We start from the raw sequence: 20,478 nt of genomic DNA on the forward strand, positions 1-20,478 counted from the left end.
ACCCAAACTTTTACAATGAATGCGATTGATTCTTATTTGTAATAATAACATTACGTCTGCGGGCACGGCTCACCGGCCGGCTTATGCAGACGGGCTCCCACATGGCTACCTTTTCTTTTTTCCGCACGGCGTTCGCGGCGGGATGGCTGTTGTCATCGGCTGCACAAGCGGCACCCATTCAGTTCACGGACATGCTGGGCAATACCGTGCAACTGGCCGGGCCGTCGCAACGGGCCGTTACCCTGCCCATGCCCGCCGCTTCATTGCTGATGTCGCTGGACGGCGGACCGAAACATCTGGCCGGCATGCATCCCAACGCCTACGGCGTCATGAAAGGCGGCCTATTGGCCCGTCTTTTCCCTGCTACCGCGCACCTACGCACCGACATCACCCGCTCCGGCTTTGCGCCCAATATCGAAACCCTGCTCCAGATCCAGCCCGACCTGGTCTGGCAGTGGGGGCATATGGGCCAGGATCTGATCGATCCGCTGCGCAATGCCGGCCTGCCTACCGCCGCCCTGCTGTACGGCGACGAATCCCAGACTCGCGAATGGATACGCCTGATCGGGCAGTCGCTGGGCCAGCAGGACCGCGCTCAGGCCCAGCTGCGCTGGCGCGAACAGGTGCGGGCCGACATCAGCGCCGTGGTGCGCCACATCCCGCCGCAACAGCGTCCCGGCGTGCTGTATCTGGCGCGACTGGAACCGCAACTGCGGGCCTCGGGCAGCGCAAGCAGCTTTGCCGATGACATCGCCCTGGCGGGGGGACGCAATGTCGCCCACACCCTGGGCAACGGCCAGACGGTGAACATCGAACAAATCATGGTCTGGGCACCCGATGTGATTTTGCTAAACAACTTCGAGCCCGGCCTGACCCCGGACACGCTCTATAACAATCCGCTGTTCGCCGATATTCCTGCGGTCCGCGCGCGCCGCGTCTACAAAGTGCCGCTGGGCGGCTACCCCTGGGACCCGCCCAGTCAGGAATCGCCGCTGTACTGGCAATGGCTAAGCCTGCTGCTGCATCCCGATCACTTCCATTGGCCACTGCGCGAGCACATGAGCCACGCCTACCGCACCCTGTACGGACACACCCCCGACCAGACGCAACTCGATGCCATCTTGCATTTAAAACAAAACCAACACAGCGCCAGCTATGAACGCTTCCACTAACACCCTGCCCACCGCCAACCGCCATCCTGCCCGGATGGGTGCCTGGCTGCTGATGGGGCTGGCTCTGCCCGCTTCCATGCTGGTCGCGCTCTGCATAGGCCGCTATCCGCTGACCTTACCCCAAGTGGGCAGTTCGCTGGCCGCACTGGCCCTGCCCGACAGTCTGAACGCCTGGCTCCCCGCCATCAGCGCGGCCGAACATCGCGTCGTCACCCAGGTGCGGCTGCCGCGCGTCTTGCTGTCTGTGCTGGCCGGCTCCAGTCTGGCGCTGTGCGGCGCGGCGTTGCAAGGCGCGTTTCGCAATCCGCTGGTCGGCCCGCAGATCCTGGGCATTTCCTCGGGCGCGGCCTTTGGCGGCTGCGCCGCCATTTTGCTGTTCTCCTCGCTCTGGGCTACGCTGGGACTGGCCTTTGCAGGCGGACTGCTGGCCGTGGCCGTGGTCTATCTGCTGGGCCGCTCCAAGGGGCGCACCACCATTTTGATGCTGGTGCTGGCCGGTATCGTGACCAGCGCGTTTTTCTCGGCGCTGATTTCCCTGGCCACCTACTTCGCCGACCCCAACGACAGCCTTCCGGCCATCGTATTCTGGCTGATGGGCAGCTTTGCCACCGCGTCCTACATCAAACTGGCCAGCGCCGCCCTGCCCATTCTGGCCGGCATGGGACTGCTGATGGCCTTGCGCTTTCGCATCAACATACTGTCGCTGGGCGACGAGCAGGCCAGCGCCCTGGGCATTGCCGTGGAGCCTTTGCGCTGGCTGCTGCTGATCTGCACCACACTGGTGGTGTCGGCCAGCGTGGCCGTCTCGGGCACGGTAGGCTGGGTAGGCCTGGTCGTGCCGCATATCGCCCGCATGCTGGTCGGACCGGACCACCGCGCCCTGCTACCAGCCAGCGCCCTGCTGGGCGGCACCTATATGGTCTGGGTAGACACCGTCGCGCGCAGCGCCACCAGCGCGGAAATCCCGCTGGGCGTCATCACCGCGCTGATCGGCGCACCGCTGTTTGCCTGGCTGCTGCGCCGCACCCAAGGCCAGGAGATGCGCCATGCTTGAACTAAACCATCTGGCCGTGCAGGCCGGCACGCGCCGCCTGCTCAGCGATCTGTCACTGCACCTGCCCAGCGGCTGCATCCTGGCCGTGCTGGGGCCCAATGGCCGCGGCAAGACCACCTTGCTGCGCACCATTCTGGGCCTGCAGGCACCGGCCGCCGGCTCAGTGCGCCTGCAAGGCCACGCCGCCTACGTGCCCCAACGCACCGATGCCCTGTTTTCCTACGATGTGCTGACCATGGTCACCATGGGACGCGCCCGCCATCTGCGCTGGTATGCCTCGCCCGGCCGGCAAGACCGGGACATTGCCCGCGCCTGCCTGCGCGCCGTGGAGCTGGAACATCTGGCCGAACGCCCTTTTCAGGCCCTGAGCGGCGGCGAGCAGCAACTGGCCTGCATCGCGCGCGCCATGGCCGGCGCCAGCCCCATCATCGTGCTGGACGAGCCCAGCGCCGCGCTGGACCTGTACAACCAGGACCTGATCCTGTCCTTGCTGCGCAAGCTGGCCCGCGAACAAGGCAAGACCATTGTGTTCTCCACCCACCAGCCGCAACACGCCCAGCACATTGCCGACCAGACCTTGCTGATGCATACCGACGCCTGCGAAGTGGGCCCCACGGCCAACATGTGCGTGGACGCCCGCCTAAGTCGCCTGTACCGCCTGCCCGTACGGGTCACCACCCTGGCCGAAGGCACCCACGGCGTCATCCCTGTTTTCCGCTGACACCCAAGACCATGACCTCCTTGATCGCCTATCTGAACCACTGGAGCGGCACCGGCCCCGCTGCCCTGACGGGCGGGCCTGCGCCACGCGCCCAGAGCCTTCCGCTTTACCACTTGCACGAACATAACCTGCACTCCTTTCGCGCCCTGCTGATTCCCGCCCATGCCGATCAACGCTACCTGCTCAGCCAGCGCAGCCGTCTGCAAGACTATCTGCTGGCCGGCGGCACCGTGGTCGTCAACGGCCACGTGGCCTACCCGTTTCTGTGCTGGCTGACGCCTTTTCAAGCCGGCACGGCCGGGGGCGTAGAGGGTCTGCGCGTGCATCGCGCCCAGCCGCACCCCATCTTCCAGGGCGTCGATCCCGACGAACTGACCTTTCGCCGCGGCGTAGCCGGTTTCTACGCCCGCGGGGCCAGCCCTGCCCCGATGGATGCCGTGGTGTTGAACACACTGGGCCCCGATCATCTGCCCATAGACTGGCTGCTGGCCCTGCCCGGGGGCGGACGCCTGCTGTGCCATTCAGGCAACGACTTGTGGATGTACGCCGGCAGCACCGACAGCGTCGGGCGCATCGTGCCGCAACTGTTCGACTGGCTGCAGGGAGACGCCGCATGACTCACCGCAGCCCTATCATCGCCGCGCTGGACGCCGGCACCTACTACCACCACCGCACACTGAACACACCCGCGCTGGCCCCCTTCATCGATCGCAGCATCTACATCCGCGAACTGAACGAACACGCTCTGGCCAACTGCGACGCGCTGATTGTCTGCTGCCGAACCCATCCTGATCTGCTGATGGCGCATCGGGACTGCTTTGCCCACTTTCTGGCGGCCGGCAAGACACTGGTCGCAATGGGCGAGACCGGATCGCATCGCTGGCTGGACTCGGTGTGCTGGAGCCCCTCGGAGGTGAACTTTTGGTGGTGGAAAGAACCCGGTGCCGACAGCGGCCTGCGTCTGGCCGCGCCGAACCACGACCTATTCAATTACCTGAGCCTGGCCGACGCCACCTGGCACCAGCACGGCAGCTTCACCCCACCGCCCGGTGCCGTATCCCTGATCGACAAGGTCGGTGCCGGCTCGGTGCTGTACGAAGACCGCTGCAGCACGCCGGGTCGCCTGATCGTGACCTCGCTGGACCCCATGTATCACCACGGCAGTTACTTCATGCCGGCCACCAGCCGCTTTCTGAACGGTTTTTTACCCTGGCTCAAGGCTTCCACGCCCATCACCGCATCGGCCTAGTCCGCCACCCGCTTTATCCACTCTTACTTCATTGTCTGTATGAAACGCTTTTATCTCTACGCCCCGCTGGTCAGCGCCGGCTTGCTCAGCGCCAGCCTGGGCGGAACCGCCCTGGCCGCGGACGTCACCCAACTGCCCTCCATCAAGATCACTGCGGACAAGCCCGACACGGACACCCGCCTGCATCCCAAAGGGGCGACGCCGCCCCGCGCCTCCATCGCCCACAGCGTCACTCAGGCGGTCAGCGTGGTAGAGCGCCAGGACATCGAACGTCTGAATACCTTGAGCACGCTGGATCTGCTCGAACGCATTCCCAATGCGACCGCCAGTCGCAGCGGCGGCATCGCCGGCACGGTCTTTCTGCGCGGACTGAACAGCAACGATATGCGCGTGCCCATGTTCATCGACGGCGAACGCTTCCGAGGCCGCAATACCCTGCAATTCATGCTCATCAGCCCGACCGAGATCGAACAGGTCGAAGTCATACGCGGCCCCAACTCCGCCCGCTTTGGCAGCGACGGCATGGGCGGCCTAATCAACTTCGTCACCAAACGGGCGCACGGCAATCTGACTCAGCCCTTCCAACTGAACGGCGGCGAATTTTCGGCCACCTACAACAGCAACGGCAATGGCGTGCAAAGCAGCGTGGCCCTGGAAGGTGCCGGGGACGGCTTTGATCTGCGCGTCTACGCCACCGGCCGTCGGGCGTCCAACTACAACAGCGCCGCCGGCGAAGTCCCGAACAGCGACTTTCGGGGCGGCGGCGCAGGCGTGGTGCTGGGCTATATGCCCAATGCCCGCCATCGCATCGAAGCCAGCGCCCGCGTGGCCTACATGAAAGACGGCGCAGCCGGCACTGTGCCGACCTACCCCGTCAGCTACAGCCGCCGCGATCCCTTGCGCGTCACGCAAGGGCGGCTGGCCTACACGGGCGAATTCGACGGTCTGGTCCAATCGCTCAAAGCCAGCCTGTATGTCAACCAGTTCGGCACCGTCATCGCCAACCACAACGAAAGCAACCCGGCACGTATCGTAGACCGACGCAATAACGTCATTGGCCCGCTGGTCTGGGGCGGCACGCTGGCAGCCACGCTGCCCTGGGCCGATACCCACACCACGGTGGGCCTGGACTTCATGCACGAACACCGGCCCGGCTCCGAAGCGCGCAGCAACACCACCGTACTGCGCCCCAACGGCAAGGCCGTCAGCAGCGGCACGGATTACAAAAAGAACGGCCCCGACCTGTTCCAGACCAATGTGGGAGCCTTCGTCACCACCGAATGGAAGCCGGCCCCAAAGTGGGCGGTCACCGCAGGCGGGCGTTTTGACTGGTTCAAGTCGGACGTAGAGCTGGACCCGCTGCCCTCGCCCAATCTGCTGCCCGCATTTCGCGCGGCCCAGAACAATACCGAGACCGCCACCACCGGCAGCCTGGGCTTGTCCTATCAGGCCAGCGACGTGGTCGAGCTGTTGGGCAGCATCGGCACCTCGTTCCGCATGCCCTGGACATCCGAAATGTTCAGCGGCGGCTTTACCGGCACCAGCTACACCATCCCCAATCCCGGTCTGCGCCCCGAGCGCGGCACAACCGTGGAGCTGGGCACACGGCTGCAATTCGATCAGGCCACCGTGGGCATCACCGCGTTTCGCAGCAACTACCGCGACTTCCTGGAAAACGTCACCACGTCCTACCAGGGCCTGCCCGCCACGCAACGTCATAACGTCGGTAAGGCCCGCATCCAGGGGGTGGAGCTGGACTGGCGCTGGCAGTTGAACAACACCGTCAATCTGTACGGCAATGCCAGCTACCTGCACGCCACCAACCGCAATACCCATACGCCCTTGCCATCCATTGCGCCGCTCAGCGGTCTGCTCGGATTGCAATACGTGGCCCCCAGCCAGGCCTACGCCCTGAGCGGCGAACTGCAATGGGCCAAGGGCCAGAGCCGCTATGCCGAACGGGCCGAATACCCGGCCGCTGGCTTCGGTCTGGTCAACCTGCATGCGCAATGGCAACTGGACCGGATGGGACTGCCGCAACTGGGCAACACCCAAGTGGTGCTGGGCGTGAACAATCTATTTGATCGCGCCTACCGCAGCGCTGCCACTTCGTCCAATGTCCGTTACGCCATGAGCGATCTGAACCCGCTGCTGGGCCCCGGCCGCAACATCAGCCTGAGCATCCGCACCCGCTTCTGACCCTTTCCCTGTCTCTCTACCCCGGATCGGGCCGCCACAACGGCGGCCCGCCGCCCTCTCTTACCCGGAACCTATCCATGAATAAGCACCCAAGCCCTAATCCCGAATTGTGCATACTGGCCGAGGAAGGCCCGCTGAACATCCCCTTCGCGGCCGTCCAGGCTTACCACGGCCACGGCGCGCTGGCCATGCTGGCCCTGACGTTCCAAGGCCTGCGCGGTGCGCTGGTCAGGCTGCAAAACGATGGCAACCCATTGCCGCGTTCCGCGCTCAGTGTCATCAGCGGCCATCCCGGCCCCGGCGTGCGCGATGCCATCGAATGTGTCACGCGCGCCGTCACGCGGGGCTGCTACATGGTCGACCGAGACCTGCCCGCCGCCCGCTACAACAAGGCCGCCGACCGCTCCTACAGCTTCCAGCTACGCGATGCCACGCGCAGCGTTCACGCCATTCTGCGCCCCGGCGTGCTGCCGCCCGAATTTTTCGACCTGCTGGGCGACCCGGCCCCCGCCGCCCAGCAACGGCACGCCGAGTTGCGCCGCCAGATCGCCGCCCAGGTCCTTGCCCAAACCCCAGAATCACTCTACGACTACCACGTCCACGCACTCTGATCCACACCGCGCTGCCCGCACAGCGGTTTTCAGGACGGGGCAGCGCCGTACCGTGGCCGGATCGAATCCGGCCATCAAGCAAACAGTCAGCCCCTACTGCAACCGATCCAGCAGCGCATACCAGGCAACGGCGGCCGATATATAAAAACGCTGCAAGCCATGTAAAGGCACCGGGCTCAGCGACGTAATCGGAAACGGAAAATCCTGCGACGAATGGCGGATCAGCCAGGCCGCAATATGACGTCCCATAACGGTCGCGGCAGCAATGCCGCGGCCGTTATAGCCCAGAGCAATAGTGACGCCAGGAGCAGGACAATGCACATGCGGCAGCGCATCCGGCGTAATGGCAACCCGACCAGCCCAGCGATACTCCACATCCAAAGGAGCCAGCTCGGGATAAAGCGTTGTCAATGCTTTTTCGATATGCGCAAAATCCTCTGATCGGACAGGATCGGCAAAATGCCCGCGTCCGCCCAACAAAACACGACCACTCGGATCTTTACGAAGATAAACCATCAAACGTTGGGCAGTAGACAGTGTCTGCCCGTCGGGCAAAATATGTGCAGCCGCTTGCGGCATGGGACGGGTCGCGATAATAAAACTGTTGGCCGCCAGAAAGGTACGGGACAGGCCCGGCCAGAGCCCATCGCTGTAGGCGTTGGTGGCCAGCACCACCTGACTGGCGCGCACACGCCCGCCCGTGGCCGTATCGGCACACCAATATGCCCCATCGCGCTGCAGATGCACAACGGCGCTACCACCAAAAATCACCGCTCCTTCGGCCTGGGCCGCTCTGGCCAGACCCCGCACATAAGAAAGCGGTTGCAGACTGCCGGCGCGCTGGTCCAGCCAGCCGCCCCGAAACAGATCCGTACCGGTGTATTGCAACAGTTGCTGACGATCCAGCATCTGCACAGGGTAGCCCCGTGCACCCCACTGTTGGGCACGACGATGCAAGAGCGGTACTTGGGCCTCGTTGTAACTTACTTGCAGCCAGCCCTGGCGAACCGGCTGGCAATCGATGCCATATCGCTCGATCAGCTCAAAAACCAGGTCTGCCGAACCGCCGATGGCGTGAATCAAAGGCTCGGCCCTGTCCTTGAGCATGGCCACAAGCTGATCCGGATCATGACGTAAGCTAGGATTGACCTGCCCGCCATTGCGACCCGATGCGCCCCAGCCGGGTTGACGGGCCTCCAGCACACACACGCGCGCGCCGGCCCGAGCCAGATGCAACGCGCTGGACAAGCCGGTATACCCCGCCCCCACCAACAAAACATCATAAGGCTGACGTTCGTATCGCAAGGCTGGCAGCAACAGACGATCCGTCGCTGTCGCTTCCCATAAAGACGACACAAGCGAATCCGACGGATCTCCTGAAGCCAAAGCGGTCACGACGATGCCTCGTGACCCTGCTGCGCACTGCCTGGTGTCCAGCTCTGCGATTTTCCGTCATACGTCGCCAAGGGACAGCCGGCCTCCATACCAAGCAATTCCTGCTTGCGTATCTTGCGACTGGGCGTGCGCGGAAACTCCTGGACATACGCGATATAGCGTGGGACCTTGAACAAAGCCAGCTTTCGCGCGCAATGTTCAATAATGGCCTGCGGCGGACACTGCGCAGGCGAAAACCCTTCCCGCAACAAAATATAGGCCTTCACCTCTTCGCGCCGCTCCGGATCGGGGACGCCGACCACGGCGGCCTCGGCGATCTGATCCAACTCGCACAGCGTGGCTTCCACCTCGCGGGCCGCAATATTCTCGCCCGAGCGCTTGATCATGTCCTTCAAACGGCCAACCAGAAAATAATAACCATCCGCATTCCGGTAAAACAGATCCCCCGTGCGAAACCACCCTTGCCGGAACGATGCCGCATTCTCGCGGGGACGTTTGTAATACGCCCACAGAATCGAGCGCCCCGCCACCCACAGCTCCCCGGCCGTGCCATCGGCGACATCGCGGCCATGCTCATCGACAATACGCATCTGCCGATGCGGACCGGCCAGGCCGCAGGTTTTTTCCAGCGCGCGGTCCTGGGCCTTATTGGGCACCACCATCGCCAGCCCAATTTCAGACATGCCATACCCTTCGCGAGCGATCGCCCCATAGCGTTCGCAAAACTGCCTGCGCGAGGCCTCGCTCCAGCCATAGATGCTGACATAGCGCAAAGCCAGCTGACGCTCTTGCGGTGTCTGCTCCCTTGCCTTGAGCGCTGCTTCGGGAAAAATGCAGTACTCAATATCAAACTGCCGCAGCCAATCATGAAAACTGCCCAGCCGCATTTTGCTTGCCACATAGGCGCAACCGCCAAGCCGCATGGCCGTCAGGAACAACCACATGCCATCCATATAAAAGAACGGCTGCCACACCAGCACCTTGCGGATCTGACCAGCCAGCTCCAAAGGCGCGGCGGCAAACTGCACCAGCAACAGCCAATAGTCATGACTCAACAGACAGCCTTTTGGAAAACCCGTAGTGCCGGACGTGTACTGAATGTTCAGTAAATCCGTGCGGTACACCGCCGAAGGCGGCTCGAACGGTACACGGCCCTCACGCAGCAGATCCGCCCATTGCGCATAATCGGCCCTGCCCGGGCCATGCACAAATACACGCTCGGGAGCAACATAGCCTTGCCCATCTTCGATTTGCTCATAAACCGCCAGGAACTCGGCGGCCACGACAAAGAACTGAGCATCGGAGTCCTCTAAAATAAAAGACAGATCATTGATCTTGTAGGCGGTATTGACCGGCACAATCACCGCCCCTATGCGAGCCAGCGCCACCCACGTAATCAAGTATGCCGCCCTGTTGCCCAGCATGACGGCTACATGGGTGCCTTTTCGCACCCCCCTCTGAACCAGGCTAAAGGCCAGACGATCGGCAGACTCGTCCAGTTGCCTATAACTGAGCGTCTCTCCCTCGTCAAACCACACGCCGACCACCGTATCGCCATGCCGCACAGCCGCCTGCCGCACAAAGTCACCCAAGGTTTCCGGCAGTACGGCACGCTCGACCGATTGGCGCAACATGGCCATTTCCCGCATGGATTCATCATTCAAGTCAGCACCGCTCATCGCATTCGGCTCCCAGACCCTTTGGTTTATGGCGCAAGCGGCAGCTCTTTGTTTTCCGGACCTTGCAGATGCGCTGCGCGTTGCAATCGATACAAATGGCTCGTAAACGAAATGGCCTCTCGCCGGGGCTGCTCTACCCCGCGTTCAAACGCCTCCATCTCGACACGCACAGCCACAGGAGGATGGCGGGCAATCAAAGCCGCAATGGCCAGAGCCCGCTCCATCAAATGCGCCGGTTCCACAATTTCATTGATCAAATCATGGCGCAAGGCCGATTCGGCACTCAACGGTTCGCCGGTCAGCAACATTGACATCGCAACCGTTCTGGGCAGATGCCGACCCACTTGCGCCATCCCCCCGGCACCGCCCATTCCATAGGCAATCTCCGGAAAACCGAAACGAGCAGACGGCACAGCCAGCCTGATATCGGTATGCGTCAGCAAGTAGAACAAGCCCATGCCCATGGCCGGGCCATTGACGGCCGCCACAATAGGTTTGTAACGATCCAGAATGGCGTTTTCGCGTTCCCAGCCAGGACGGCACTGATCCTTGCCCGCTTGCGAGGGAAAAAAATGCGCGTTCAAATCCTCTTTAAGCGACCCGTGCCCCCAGGGGTGCTTGATATCATCGCCGCCGCAAAAGACGCGCTCACCCGCACCGGTCAACACACCAACATGAACCTGCCTGTCCGCCAGAAACGCTTGTAAATGATCGTAGAACTCCTTGTGCATCGGAGGGGTAAAAGCATTGACGGGAGGATTGTCGATCGTAAAAATGCCGATCGTTCCCTTTCGTTCGTAGCGGACAGGCATGCATATGCTCCTAGACTCAGACAGTGGACTTGGACGATGGCGGCCCCATACGTCGGCGCAACACCTCGGCCCCGATAATCGCCACCGCCGAAACAATGATCAGCAGGCTGGATACAGCGGCCACGGTTGGCTTGAGTTCCAGCCGCACATCCGCCCAGATCTTCATCGGCAAGGTTTCCTGGCTGGAGAGCAAAAACTGAGAAATGATCAGCTCATCGAAAGAGATGAAAAAACTCAGTGTCGCTCCGGCCAACATGGACGGAATCAGGCTGGGCAAAGTCGCCGTCCTGAAAGCCCGCACAGGCCCGGCCCCCAGGACACGTGCGGCACGCTCGATATTGCGGTCCACGCCCTTTAGCGCCGATCCCACGATCAGCACGATAAACGGCAACGTCACTGCGGCGTGAGCGCCCGCCACGATGTATTCGTTATTCGTTAGCCGAAGCTTGACGGCAAGCACGAAAACGCCGACCGCCAGGAAAACATGCGGAATAATCAGCGGCGAACTCACAAAATGCAGCAAGGCCGACCGCAACGGCAAGTCTCGCCTGTCCAAGGCAATCACCGTCAGCGTTCCCGTGGCTGTCGCCAGCAAGGAAGCGATCACGGCGATCTTGACCGACAGCCAGGTCGCCTGCACCCAACTGTGACTGGCAAAAAACTCCCGATACCAGCGCAAGCCCCAATCCTCGGGCGGGAACCGCAACAGATCGCCTGCCGTCAACGACATCGGTATGACGACAAAAATCGGTAAAAGCAGAAACAGAACGATCAGCCAGAAGTACACGGCCAGGATCTTGTGCGCACGTCCATTGGAATCCATATCTCACACCATCCATCGAGTCAGATAACGCCCTGCCGCCTTGATCAACACCACAACGACCAAGGTGGCCAACAACATCAACAAGGCAATGGCGGCGGCCAGCCCCCAGTTCAACTGCTGCACATGCTGCATGACCAGATTGCCCAGCATCAAGTCCTTGCGGCTCCCGACCAAGGCAGGGGTAATAAAAAAGCCCATAGACAGCATGAACACGAGCGCCACGCCCGTTACCGTACCTTCCATGCTCAAGGGAATAAACACGCGCCGCATGGCTTGCACCGCACTGGCTCCGCAGGTCTGCGCAGCGCGCACCAAGGTCATGTCGATCTCCGTCATGGCGGAATAACTGGCAATGATCTGCACCGGCAACAGGATCTGCAACATCGCCAGATACACCGCGCCGGAGGTATACAGCAGGCGGACAGGTGCCTCAGTCACCGACAGCCACATCAAGGCTGCATTCAAGACCCCGTCCCGCCCCAACAGGACCATCCAGGAGTACGAACGGATCAGAACGCTCATCCACAAAGGCACCAGAATCAGCAACAGCAACTTCATCTGGATCGCTCTGGGCCTGGAATTGATGAAATACGCCACCGGATACCCGATCAAAGCCCCTAACACGGCGACCACCAAGGAAATCTGTATCGTGTTGCCAAAAACGCTCAGATACGTGCGCGTGGAGGTAATCTTGGCGACATGCTCCAAGGTAAAGTCCGGATCGAACAAGCCCACGCGCACCACATCCAGATTGGGCAAGACAAAGAACAGCAACAAAAGCAACAAAGCCGGAAGCAGCAGCAAGATCTGCCCCACCGGCCAGACACGGCGTCTGACCGGCACCGGAGTCGTGTTCAACGAATGTTTGCTCGTGTGGTCCATGTCAACACACTCCCCAAGGGCTTACTTCAACATCCACTCATTCCAGCGCTCTTGAATATGCGCGATATTGTCCTTCCAGAACTGATCGTCCGAGACAAACTGCATCTCCAGATTCTCAGGCGAGGCCGGCAAGGTACGGATAAACTCCGGCTTGAGTCCATCCATCAAGCCAGGCGCAAAACCCGGATAAGGAATCTGCTGTATGTACTGCCGATCCAGGTCCGCATCCAGCACCCGCAGCTTGATATATTGCTGGGCCAGATCGATATTCTTGGAACCTTTGGGAATCCCCATAAAGCCCCGCATCAAGGCTCCGCCGTTCCAGACAATTTCTACCGGCACCTTGTCTTTCACCAGTTTTTCCACGCGTCCATTAAAGGTCGTGGAGTAATACACCTCCTGGTCGGCCAGCAACTGAACCGACTGCGCGCCGTTTTCCCACCAGACAGGCACATAGGGCTTGATCTGATCCAGCTTGCGAAATGCGCGGTCCAAGCCCTGCTCGGTGCCCAATACTTTATAGATATCGTTTTTGTCGACGCCATCGGCCAACAAAGCATATTCCAAGTTTTCCTTAGGCCAGGCACGTAAGGACCGAGGGCCGGGGAATGTTTTGACATCCCAGAAATCTTTCCAGGACCTCATCTTTTTCCCTTTCGGGTTTTTACTGGTGTTTTGCACCAGCACTGTGGAATATGTGCCCCAGACCACCCCGTATTTCTCGCGGGCAATAGCCGGCAGCTTGTTCTGCGGATCGATTACCGAATAATCCAGCGGTTCGAGCAGACCTTTGTCGGCAGCCACAGGCAGTTTGCCGCCGGACAGTTCGACAACATCCCAACTGGTGTCACCGATCTTCACCATCGATTCCAACTGCGCCAGCACGGCCAGTTCGCTGGCTTTCAAATCTACCCGGGCATGATTGGCCTTCTCGAAAGCCGCTATAAAAGTCTGGCGCTCGGCTTGCGCCACCGACCCGCCCGACCAGGCCACGGTCAGCGTCTTGTCGGCGGCATAGGTGGCTCCGACCGCCGCCAAGGTGCAGGCCGCCAAGGCTCCGCACACGATTTTGTTCAATTGCACAGTCATGGTTTCATCCTCCAGCCTCAGGAACAGCCTGGGCGATAGTGACAGCAAGGTGCTTACATCCTGCGCGCCTACTCCGCTACTGGCAGGGCATCATCAAGGGAAAACTCCAGCTCAAGGCGACTGCCGGCCGTCACGGTCTGCGCCTGGGCGCCACGGTGCTCCTGCACCAGAACCAATGAACCGCTGTCGACACGCACGCCATACTGAATCCTGCTACCCAAAAAAACGACCTCCTGGGCCACACCGACAAATACGCTCGTGCGTCCGTCGCCCGCCTGCTTTCTGCGGATCTTCTCGGGCCGGACGCTGACAATGACCGCACTTTTGCCACCTAGAATGCCTGGGTCGACCTGCGCACCCGTCTCCAGGACCTTGGCACCGCCATCGGTCTGTCGTTCGATATGAAACAGATTCGTTTTGCCGATAAACTCAGCCACATAACGCGAGCCGGGACGATCGTAGATGTTGTGGGGGGTGTCCACCTGCCGAATCATCCCCTCGCTCATGACGGCAACGCGATCCGACAGCACCAAGGCTTCCTCCTGATCGTGCGTCACGAAAAGAATGCTGCACCCCAAGGCCGCGTGATATTGCTTGATTTCCAGCTGCATCGCCTGGCGCAGCTTCAGATCCAGAGCACTCAACGGCTCATCCATCAACAGCACAGGCGGCTCGGACACAATGGCACGGGCAAACGCAACGCGCTGCTGCTGCCCGCCCGACAACTCTTTGGGCATGCGCAACGCATGATCCGGCAACTGCACCATATCCAGAACCGCTTGGACCTTAGATCGAATCGCCGTGCGCGACATGCGCCGCAAGCGCAAAGGAAAAGCCACGTTGTCATAGACATTCATGTGCGGGAAAAGCGTGTAGCTCTGAAACACCATCCCGAGCATGCGCTGCTCGGGCGGCAAATGCAGAACCGACTTGCCCCCGACCCGGATATCACCGACATCGGGGGACAGAAAACCCGCCAAGGCGTTCAAGGCCGTCGTCTTGCCCGAACCGCTGGGTCCCAGCAATGTCATGAACTCGCCAGGCTGCACATGCAAATGAAAATCATGGAGCGCCATCGTGGCCCCATAACGCTTGGAAAGTCCGTCAAATACGATGTCAGCACCGGCCATGTCAGCTACACCTATATGTTATCCCCACATAAATGACACTCATGTCATAAATGACATGAGCGTCATTTTTTGCTTTTTGGCGTATATTGACAAGCTAGGGATTTCCATAGTCGAATCGCTGCTCGGCAATCCGCCATCTACTTGATAAAAGCCATGCAAAACGAAGACACTGACGGCGTGCACCTTCCCACGGTACTGCGCGCATGGGCGCAGCGCCAAAGCAATCTGCCCAAACGCATACGCACACGCCACAAACTGATTGCCGCGACAGCCAGCGTTATGGAACAGTGCGGCTATGAAGGTTTGACCATCGAGGCCATCGTCAAGGAAGCCGGCGTTGCGCGCGGCACGTTTTACCTCTACTTCACAGACCGGTCAGAAGCGGCCCGCATCGTCATGCGCGCCTTTGCCGCCATGATGCGACGCTACCGACCTCGCGGCGGCGGCAAATTGCCCGCCGTCCAGGCCATCTACCGCACCAATCTGTTTTATATACAAAGCTACGCCCTCAACAGCCGCCTTCTGGCCGGGCGCGAATCCCTGATGCGGGACTGCCCGCAACTGGTCCAGAGCCGAGACGCCATCAATTCCCATTGGGCCAGAATCGTCCTGAAAGACCTATATCGCCGTCACGGCCCCACCCGGACGCCTGCCGATCCTCTCGTCCAATTAGCCATACGCGCCGTCATCGCCATGGCCGACGAATTTCTGCGGGAAATTTACGTCTATCGCAGCCCAAGCCTGGTTCGGCTCGCCCAAGACCCCCGGCAAGTCGCCTGGGCGCTGACCCAGGTATGGCACCGAGCCATCTTCGGCTGCGATCCCGACGACTGGGACATCACCAAAGGCCTGCCCGTTTCCGCTCGGACACAGAACTAGGGCCTGCATTCTTCGCTCACGACCACGCGCCCATGCATCGTTCTGGGTCTTTATTTTTTATTTCTTAGCGCGCATTTCTGTGGTCTATGTTTTATTTGCTTAATCTATATTTTCAACAAACCCAAGCAGCTTCGCCATAACACAATGGCAATTCCTCGATATCAGAGGAATTGCCATCGGGCCAGCACACCATCAGGCACTGCACGATCCATTCTATAAAGAAGAATAGATATCAGCCACGCCGATTAAGCGGAAAGCTCATTGCGAACGATCTGTGCCCCTGCGCTCAAGGCATGCAGCTTGCCACGCGCCACATGGCGCGGCAAAGGAGCCATGCCGCAGTTGGTGCATGGATACAGCTTGTCGGCGTCCACAAACTGCAGGGCTTTGCGCAGGGTGTTGGCCACCTCTTCGGGCGTTTCAATGGTGTTGGTCGCCACGTCAATGGCACCCACCATGACTTTCTTGCCCCGGATCAGCTCGATCAGATCCATGGGAACATGCGAGTTCTGGCATTCCAAAGAAATGATGTCGATCTTGGATTGCTGCAGCTTGGGAAAGGACTCTTCATACTGACGCCACTCCGAACCCAGCGTCTTTTTCCAATCCGTATTGGCTTTGATGCCGTAGCCGTAGCAAATATGCACGGCCGTCTCGCATTTCAGCCCTTCAATGGCCCGCTCCAAGGTAGCGATGCCCCAGTCATTGACTTCGTCAAAGAACACGTTAAACGCAGGTTCGTCAAACTGGATGATGTCCACCCCGGCCGCCTCCAGCTCCTTGGCTTCCTGATTCAGGATCTTGGCAAATTCCCAGGCCAATTTTTCGCGGCTTTTATAGTGCGCATCGTACAAGGTATCGATCATTGTCATGGGGCCAGGCAAAGCCCATTTGATCGGCTGTTTGCTTTGACTGCGCAGAAACGTGGCATCCTGCACAAACACCGACTTGGGACGAGACACCTCGCCCACCACCGTCGGCACACTTGCATCGTAGCGATCACGAATCCGAACCGTCTCGCGCTTCTCAAAATCGACACCACTAAGATGCTCAATAAAAGTGGTGACAAAATGCTGACGCGTCTGTTCCCCATCGCTGACAATGTCGATACCCGCGTGCAATTGCTCTTGCAAAGACAAGCGCAGCGCATCGTGCTTGCCGTCCGCTAACTCCTGACCTTCCAGCTTCCAGGGCGACCAAAGTGTCTCCGCCTGTGCAAGCCATGTGGGCTTGGGCAGGCTGCCGGCAGTCGAGGTGGGTAGCAATTTTTTCATGATGAACAACCTTTTTTTGATTAATTAAAGAGCGTAACTGGCCGCCCATTGATCAAGAATGTGTTTGTATGGCTTGATAAAATTTTCTTCAGTAAACCGGCCCTGCTCAACGGCCAGGCGACTACGCTCTTCCCGGTCGTAGACAATCTGCGTGACCGAGTGATCCTGGTTTTTCAGGCTCGGTTGATAGCATTTCCCCGCCACCGAATTCGCATTGTAAATCTCGGGGCGGTAGATTTTCTGGAAGGTTTCCATCGTACTGATGGTGCCGATCAATTCCAAATTAGAATAATCACTCAGCAAATCACCACGGAAATAAAAAGCAAAAGGCGCAACACTGTTTGGCGGCATAAAATAACGCACTTTCAGGCCCATCTTCGCAAAGTAGTCATCTGTCGAAGAAAACTCGTTTTGCAGGTACTCAACACCCAACACAGGATGCCGATTTTCGGTTCTGTGATAGACCTTGCTGCTTGACACACTCAAACAAATCACTGGCTGTTTGGCGAAATTCTCTTTGTAAACGCTGGAGTTTAAAAAACTCTGGAACATCTTTCCGTGTAGATCGCCAAAACCCTCCGGAGTGCTGAAACCGTTCTTGTCCTTATTGTGCTCCAGCAGCAGGACGCTGAAATCATAGTCTCGCACATAGGAAGAAAAGTTATTCCCCACAATCCCTTCAATACGCTGATTGTTTTTCCTGTCAAGAATATTGGTTTTCAGCACCTCAATCGTCGGGAAAGCATGGCCATTTCCTGCCACATCCACATCCACCGAAATAATATCCAGCTCGATAGAATAACGATCACCATTGGGATTATCCCAATCGGCCAGACTGTTAAACCGTTTATCCATCATTTTCAGCGTGTTGCGCAGATTCTGCTGGCGACTCTCGCCCCTTGCCAGATTAGCAAAGTTGGTAGTAATGCGCGTATTACTTGATGGGCTATAGTTTTCGTCGAAACGAATGGTTTTTATACTAAATGAAAATTCTTTAGTCATTTTTACTTTATTCCCTAATTTTTTATATAAAACTGAATCTGTTTCTACAACCATCTATTATTTTTAAAAATCAAATTCAGCCCATTAAATCAACATATCCAGTACATATTCCGCGCACATTCAAGGCTTTTTCAATACCAACGCCAGGATCTTAAAAAACTCGATCACAAAACGGTTACCGGAAAAAGCCTGCGCGTAAGGTCTTCGCGGCAGCCACCATATTGCGCAACGCCGGAATCACCTCATTCCATTGACGCGTCTTCAGACCGCAGTCCGGATTCACCCACAGCCGCTGCGCGGGCACGCGCTCGGCTGCCTTGCTCATCAACGCGACAATATGCTGCTCGGTCGGAATATTGGGTGAGTGGATGTCATACACGCCGGGGCCGATTTCGTTGGGGTATTGAAAGCTCTCGAAAGCATCAAGCAACTCCATATCCGAACGGCTGGTTTCAATGGTGATCACATCCGCATCCATGCCGGCGATGGACGCAATAATGTCGTTGAACTCCGAATAGCACATGTGGGTATGGATCTGCGTCTGATCCTGAACCCCATTGGCCGTAATTCGAAAGCTTTCCACTGCCCAATCCAGATAGCTCTGCCATTGCGATTTGCGCAGAGGCAGACCTTCGCGCAGCGCCGCTTCGTCGATCTGAATCACGCGCACGCCCGCTTTTTCCAGATCCAGTACTTCCTCGCGGATCGCCAAAGCCAATTGCAGACAAGAAACCGAACGCGGCTGGTCATCACGCACAAACGACCAATTCAAAATTGTTACCGGGCCCGTCAACATGCCCTTCATGGGTTTTTTCGTCAGAGACTGCGCGTAAGTAATCCACTCCACCGTCATGGCCCGGGGACGGCTGATATCGCCAAACAGAATGGGCGGCTTCACACACCGCGAACCATACGACTGCACCCACCCGAACTGGCTAAAAGCGTATCCATCCAGTTGCTCGCCAAAGTACTCGACCATGTCGTTGCGCTCGGCCTCGCCATGCACCAACACATCCAGCCCCAGCTCTTCCTGTTCACGCACGCTGTGCGCGATCTGCGCCCGCATGACGGCCAGATACCCGGCTTGGTCCAGGCGGCCGGCCTTGAATTCGCTGCGTGCGCGGCGAATCTCTGCGGTTTGCGGGAAGGAACCGATCGTCGTGGTGGGATAGGCGGGCAGCTTCAGGAAATCGGCTTGCTTGGCAGCTCGTTGGGCATAGGCGCTCTTGCGCTGGCCCAGCCTAGCCGTAATCGCGGCAACCGCCGCCTGCACAGCAGGTTTATTCACGCGCGCCGATGTACGGCGCGCCGCCAGAGCCGCTGCATTCGCAGCCAATTCGCCCTGAACCGCAGCGCGGCCGTCACGCAAGGCGCGGCCCAGTACGCGCAGTTCGTCCAGCTTTTGCAAGGCAAAAGCCAGCCACGATTTCACATCGGCATCCAGCAGTTGTTCACTATCCAGATCGACGGGCACATGCAACAAAGAGCACGAAGGGGCAATCCAGAGCCGATCGCCCAGTTGCCGAGCTAACGGCTCCACCCAATCCAGCACAGCCGTCAAATCGGTTTTCCAGATATTGCGGCCATTGATCACGCCCAAGGACAAGACCTTGTACGCAGGCAAACGCTCGATCAGGGATTGCACGCCATCACGGTCATTGATGGCATCCACATGCAAACCGGCCACGGGCAAGGTAGCAGCCAGCTCTGCATTTTCCAGCAACTGACCAAAATAGGTGGCCACCAGCAGCTTGACCTTGGCAGCACTCAAGAACTGATAGGCCGTACGGAAGGCCTGCTGCCAATCGGCATCCAGCTCGGTCACCAGAATGGGCTCGTCTACCTGCACCCAATCCACGCCCTGGCTGGACAGCGTATCGAGCAATTGCGCATACACAGGCAGCACGCGTTCCAACAAAGCCAGCTTGTTGGAGTCATCTTTGGCCTTGCCCAAAGCCAGGTAGGTCAGCGGACCGATAATCACGGGCTTGGCATTCACGCCCTGGGCCTTGGCCTGGGCCAGTTGCTCCAGCAGACGCGACGCATCCAGCGTGAACTGGGTATCGGCCTTAAATTCGGGGACGATGTAATGGTAATTGGTGTCGAACCACTTGGTCATTTCGCCCGCGGCCACACCGCCACAGCATGCGCTGTGATCGTCCAGACCCTTGGCCGAGCGCCCCCGTGCGACACGAAAATAATTGTCCAGCGCATCGCCATGAAAATCCTGCACGCGCTCGGGCAGATTGCCCAACATAAAACTCGTGTCCAGCACCTGATCGTAAAAAGAAAAATCCCCTACCGGCACCAGATCCAGTCCGGCCTGATTTTCCCAATGACGTTGACGCAACGCAGCGCCCAAAGCCTGCAACTCATCACGCGAGGAGTCGCCCTTCCAATAGGATTCCAAAGCGAACTTCAGTTCACGTTTGGCACCAATGCGCGGAAAACCCAAGTTATGAATCGTCGTCATGTGCTGCTCTCTCAATGCCGGTTAAGTGGGGACT

At 59.1% G+C, this 20,478-nt stretch carries 18 protein-coding genes; 8 read left to right on the plus strand and 10 right to left on the minus strand.

Features of this window, described 5'->3' with window-relative positions; genetic code table 11:
* Positions 1 to 101 precede the first annotated feature (101 nt).
* The 7 genes from AADW57_RS09885 (at position 102) to AADW57_RS09915 (ending at position 7,006) form a co-directional block, all read left to right on the plus strand.
* Positions 102 to 1,172, plus strand: a complete 1,071-nt coding sequence (locus tag AADW57_RS09885; RefSeq protein WP_341666727.1) for an ABC transporter substrate-binding protein — start codon at positions 102 to 104, stop codon at positions 1,170 to 1,172.
* The gene (locus tag AADW57_RS09890; RefSeq protein WP_341666728.1) at positions 1,156 to 2,226 is read left to right on the plus strand and encodes a FecCD family ABC transporter permease; all 1,071 of its coding nucleotides are present in this window, start codon (positions 1,156 to 1,158) and stop codon (positions 2,224 to 2,226) included. Before AADW57_RS09885 ends, AADW57_RS09890 begins: the two co-directional genes overlap by 17 nt.
* Positions 2,219 to 2,947 (plus strand): ABC transporter ATP-binding protein, encoded by a 729-nt coding sequence (locus AADW57_RS09895; RefSeq protein ID WP_341666729.1) that lies wholly within the window; start codon positions 2,219 to 2,221, stop codon positions 2,945 to 2,947. The genes AADW57_RS09890 and AADW57_RS09895 overlap by 8 nt, the downstream gene beginning before the upstream one ends.
* 11 nt (positions 2,948 to 2,958) lie before the next feature.
* Positions 2,959 to 3,564 (plus strand): hypothetical protein, encoded by a 606-nt coding sequence (locus AADW57_RS09900; RefSeq protein WP_341666730.1) that lies wholly within the window; start codon positions 2,959 to 2,961, stop codon positions 3,562 to 3,564.
* Complete coding sequence (locus AADW57_RS09905) at positions 3,561 to 4,196, plus strand: hypothetical protein (RefSeq protein WP_341666731.1); 636 nt, start codon at positions 3,561 to 3,563, stop codon at positions 4,194 to 4,196. The genes AADW57_RS09900 and AADW57_RS09905 overlap by 4 nt, the downstream gene beginning before the upstream one ends.
* Before the next feature lie 39 nt (positions 4,197 to 4,235).
* Complete coding sequence (locus AADW57_RS09910) at positions 4,236 to 6,395, plus strand: TonB-dependent receptor (protein WP_341666732.1); 2,160 nt, start codon at positions 4,236 to 4,238, stop codon at positions 6,393 to 6,395.
* A 77-nt stretch (positions 6,396 to 6,472) separates the two neighbouring features.
* Positions 6,473 to 7,006: a hypothetical protein gene (locus AADW57_RS09915; protein ID WP_341666733.1), complete on the plus strand. Its 534-nt coding sequence runs from the start codon at positions 6,473 to 6,475 to the stop codon at positions 7,004 to 7,006.
* A 93-nt stretch (positions 7,007 to 7,099) separates the two neighbouring features.
* Here AADW57_RS09915 and AADW57_RS09920 read toward each other — a convergent pair whose 3' ends face one another.
* The 7 genes from AADW57_RS09920 to AADW57_RS09950 form a co-directional block, all read right to left on the minus strand.
* Positions 7,100 to 8,362, minus strand: coding sequence for an NAD(P)/FAD-dependent oxidoreductase (locus AADW57_RS09920; protein WP_445819139.1), 1,263 nt, complete (start codon positions 8,360 to 8,362; stop codon positions 7,100 to 7,102).
* Between the two features lie 35 nt (positions 8,363 to 8,397).
* Positions 8,398 to 10,080: a class I adenylate-forming enzyme family protein gene (locus AADW57_RS09925; protein ID WP_341666734.1), complete on the minus strand. Its 1,683-nt coding sequence runs from the start codon at positions 10,078 to 10,080 to the stop codon at positions 8,398 to 8,400.
* A 26-nt stretch (positions 10,081 to 10,106) separates the two neighbouring features.
* Positions 10,107 to 10,892 (minus strand): enoyl-CoA hydratase/isomerase family protein, encoded by a 786-nt coding sequence (locus tag AADW57_RS09930; RefSeq protein ID WP_341666735.1) that lies wholly within the window; start codon positions 10,890 to 10,892, stop codon positions 10,107 to 10,109.
* Positions 10,893 to 10,908: 16 nt separating this feature from the next.
* Complete coding sequence (locus AADW57_RS09935) at positions 10,909 to 11,715, minus strand: ABC transporter permease (protein WP_341666736.1); 807 nt, start codon at positions 11,713 to 11,715, stop codon at positions 10,909 to 10,911.
* A 3-nt stretch (positions 11,716 to 11,718) separates the two neighbouring features.
* Positions 11,719 to 12,597: an ABC transporter permease gene (locus AADW57_RS09940; RefSeq protein WP_341666737.1), complete on the minus strand. Its 879-nt coding sequence runs from the start codon at positions 12,595 to 12,597 to the stop codon at positions 11,719 to 11,721.
* A 21-nt stretch (positions 12,598 to 12,618) separates the two neighbouring features.
* Positions 12,619 to 13,686, minus strand: a complete 1,068-nt coding sequence (locus AADW57_RS09945; protein WP_341666738.1) for an ABC transporter substrate-binding protein — start codon at positions 13,684 to 13,686, stop codon at positions 12,619 to 12,621.
* 68 nt (positions 13,687 to 13,754) lie between these two features.
* Entirely contained in the window at positions 13,755 to 14,816 is a 1,062-nt protein-coding gene (locus AADW57_RS09950) for an ABC transporter ATP-binding protein (RefSeq protein ID WP_341666739.1), read from the minus strand.
* A 153-nt stretch (positions 14,817 to 14,969) separates the two neighbouring features.
* Between AADW57_RS09950 and AADW57_RS09955 the strand changes: the two genes are divergently transcribed.
* Positions 14,970 to 15,695, plus strand: a complete 726-nt coding sequence (locus AADW57_RS09955) for a TetR/AcrR family transcriptional regulator (protein ID WP_341666740.1) — start codon at positions 14,970 to 14,972, stop codon at positions 15,693 to 15,695.
* A 245-nt stretch (positions 15,696 to 15,940) separates the two neighbouring features.
* On the opposite strand, the gene AADW57_RS09960 is transcribed toward AADW57_RS09955, so the two are convergent.
* The 3 genes from AADW57_RS09960 to metE form a co-directional block, all read right to left on the minus strand.
* Positions 15,941 to 16,969 carry a methionine synthase gene (locus AADW57_RS09960; RefSeq protein WP_341666741.1) on the minus strand — a complete coding sequence of 343 codons (1,029 nt, stop codon included), beginning with the start codon at positions 16,967 to 16,969 and terminating at the stop codon, positions 15,941 to 15,943.
* 24 nt (positions 16,970 to 16,993) lie between these two features.
* Positions 16,994 to 17,971, minus strand: a complete 978-nt coding sequence (locus AADW57_RS09965; protein WP_341666742.1) for a DUF1852 domain-containing protein — start codon at positions 17,969 to 17,971, stop codon at positions 16,994 to 16,996.
* Between the two features lie 175 nt (positions 17,972 to 18,146).
* On the minus strand, positions 18,147 to 20,444 hold the full coding sequence (gene metE, locus AADW57_RS09970; protein WP_341666743.1) for a 5-methyltetrahydropteroyltriglutamate--homocysteine S-methyltransferase: 2,298 nt from the start codon (positions 20,442 to 20,444) through the stop codon (positions 18,147 to 18,149).
* Positions 20,445 to 20,478: the final 34 nt, after the last annotated feature.

The organism is Alcaligenes sp. SDU_A2, assembly GCF_038237375.1.
Taxonomy (GTDB): Bacteria; Pseudomonadota; Gammaproteobacteria; order Burkholderiales; family Burkholderiaceae_B; genus Alcaligenes.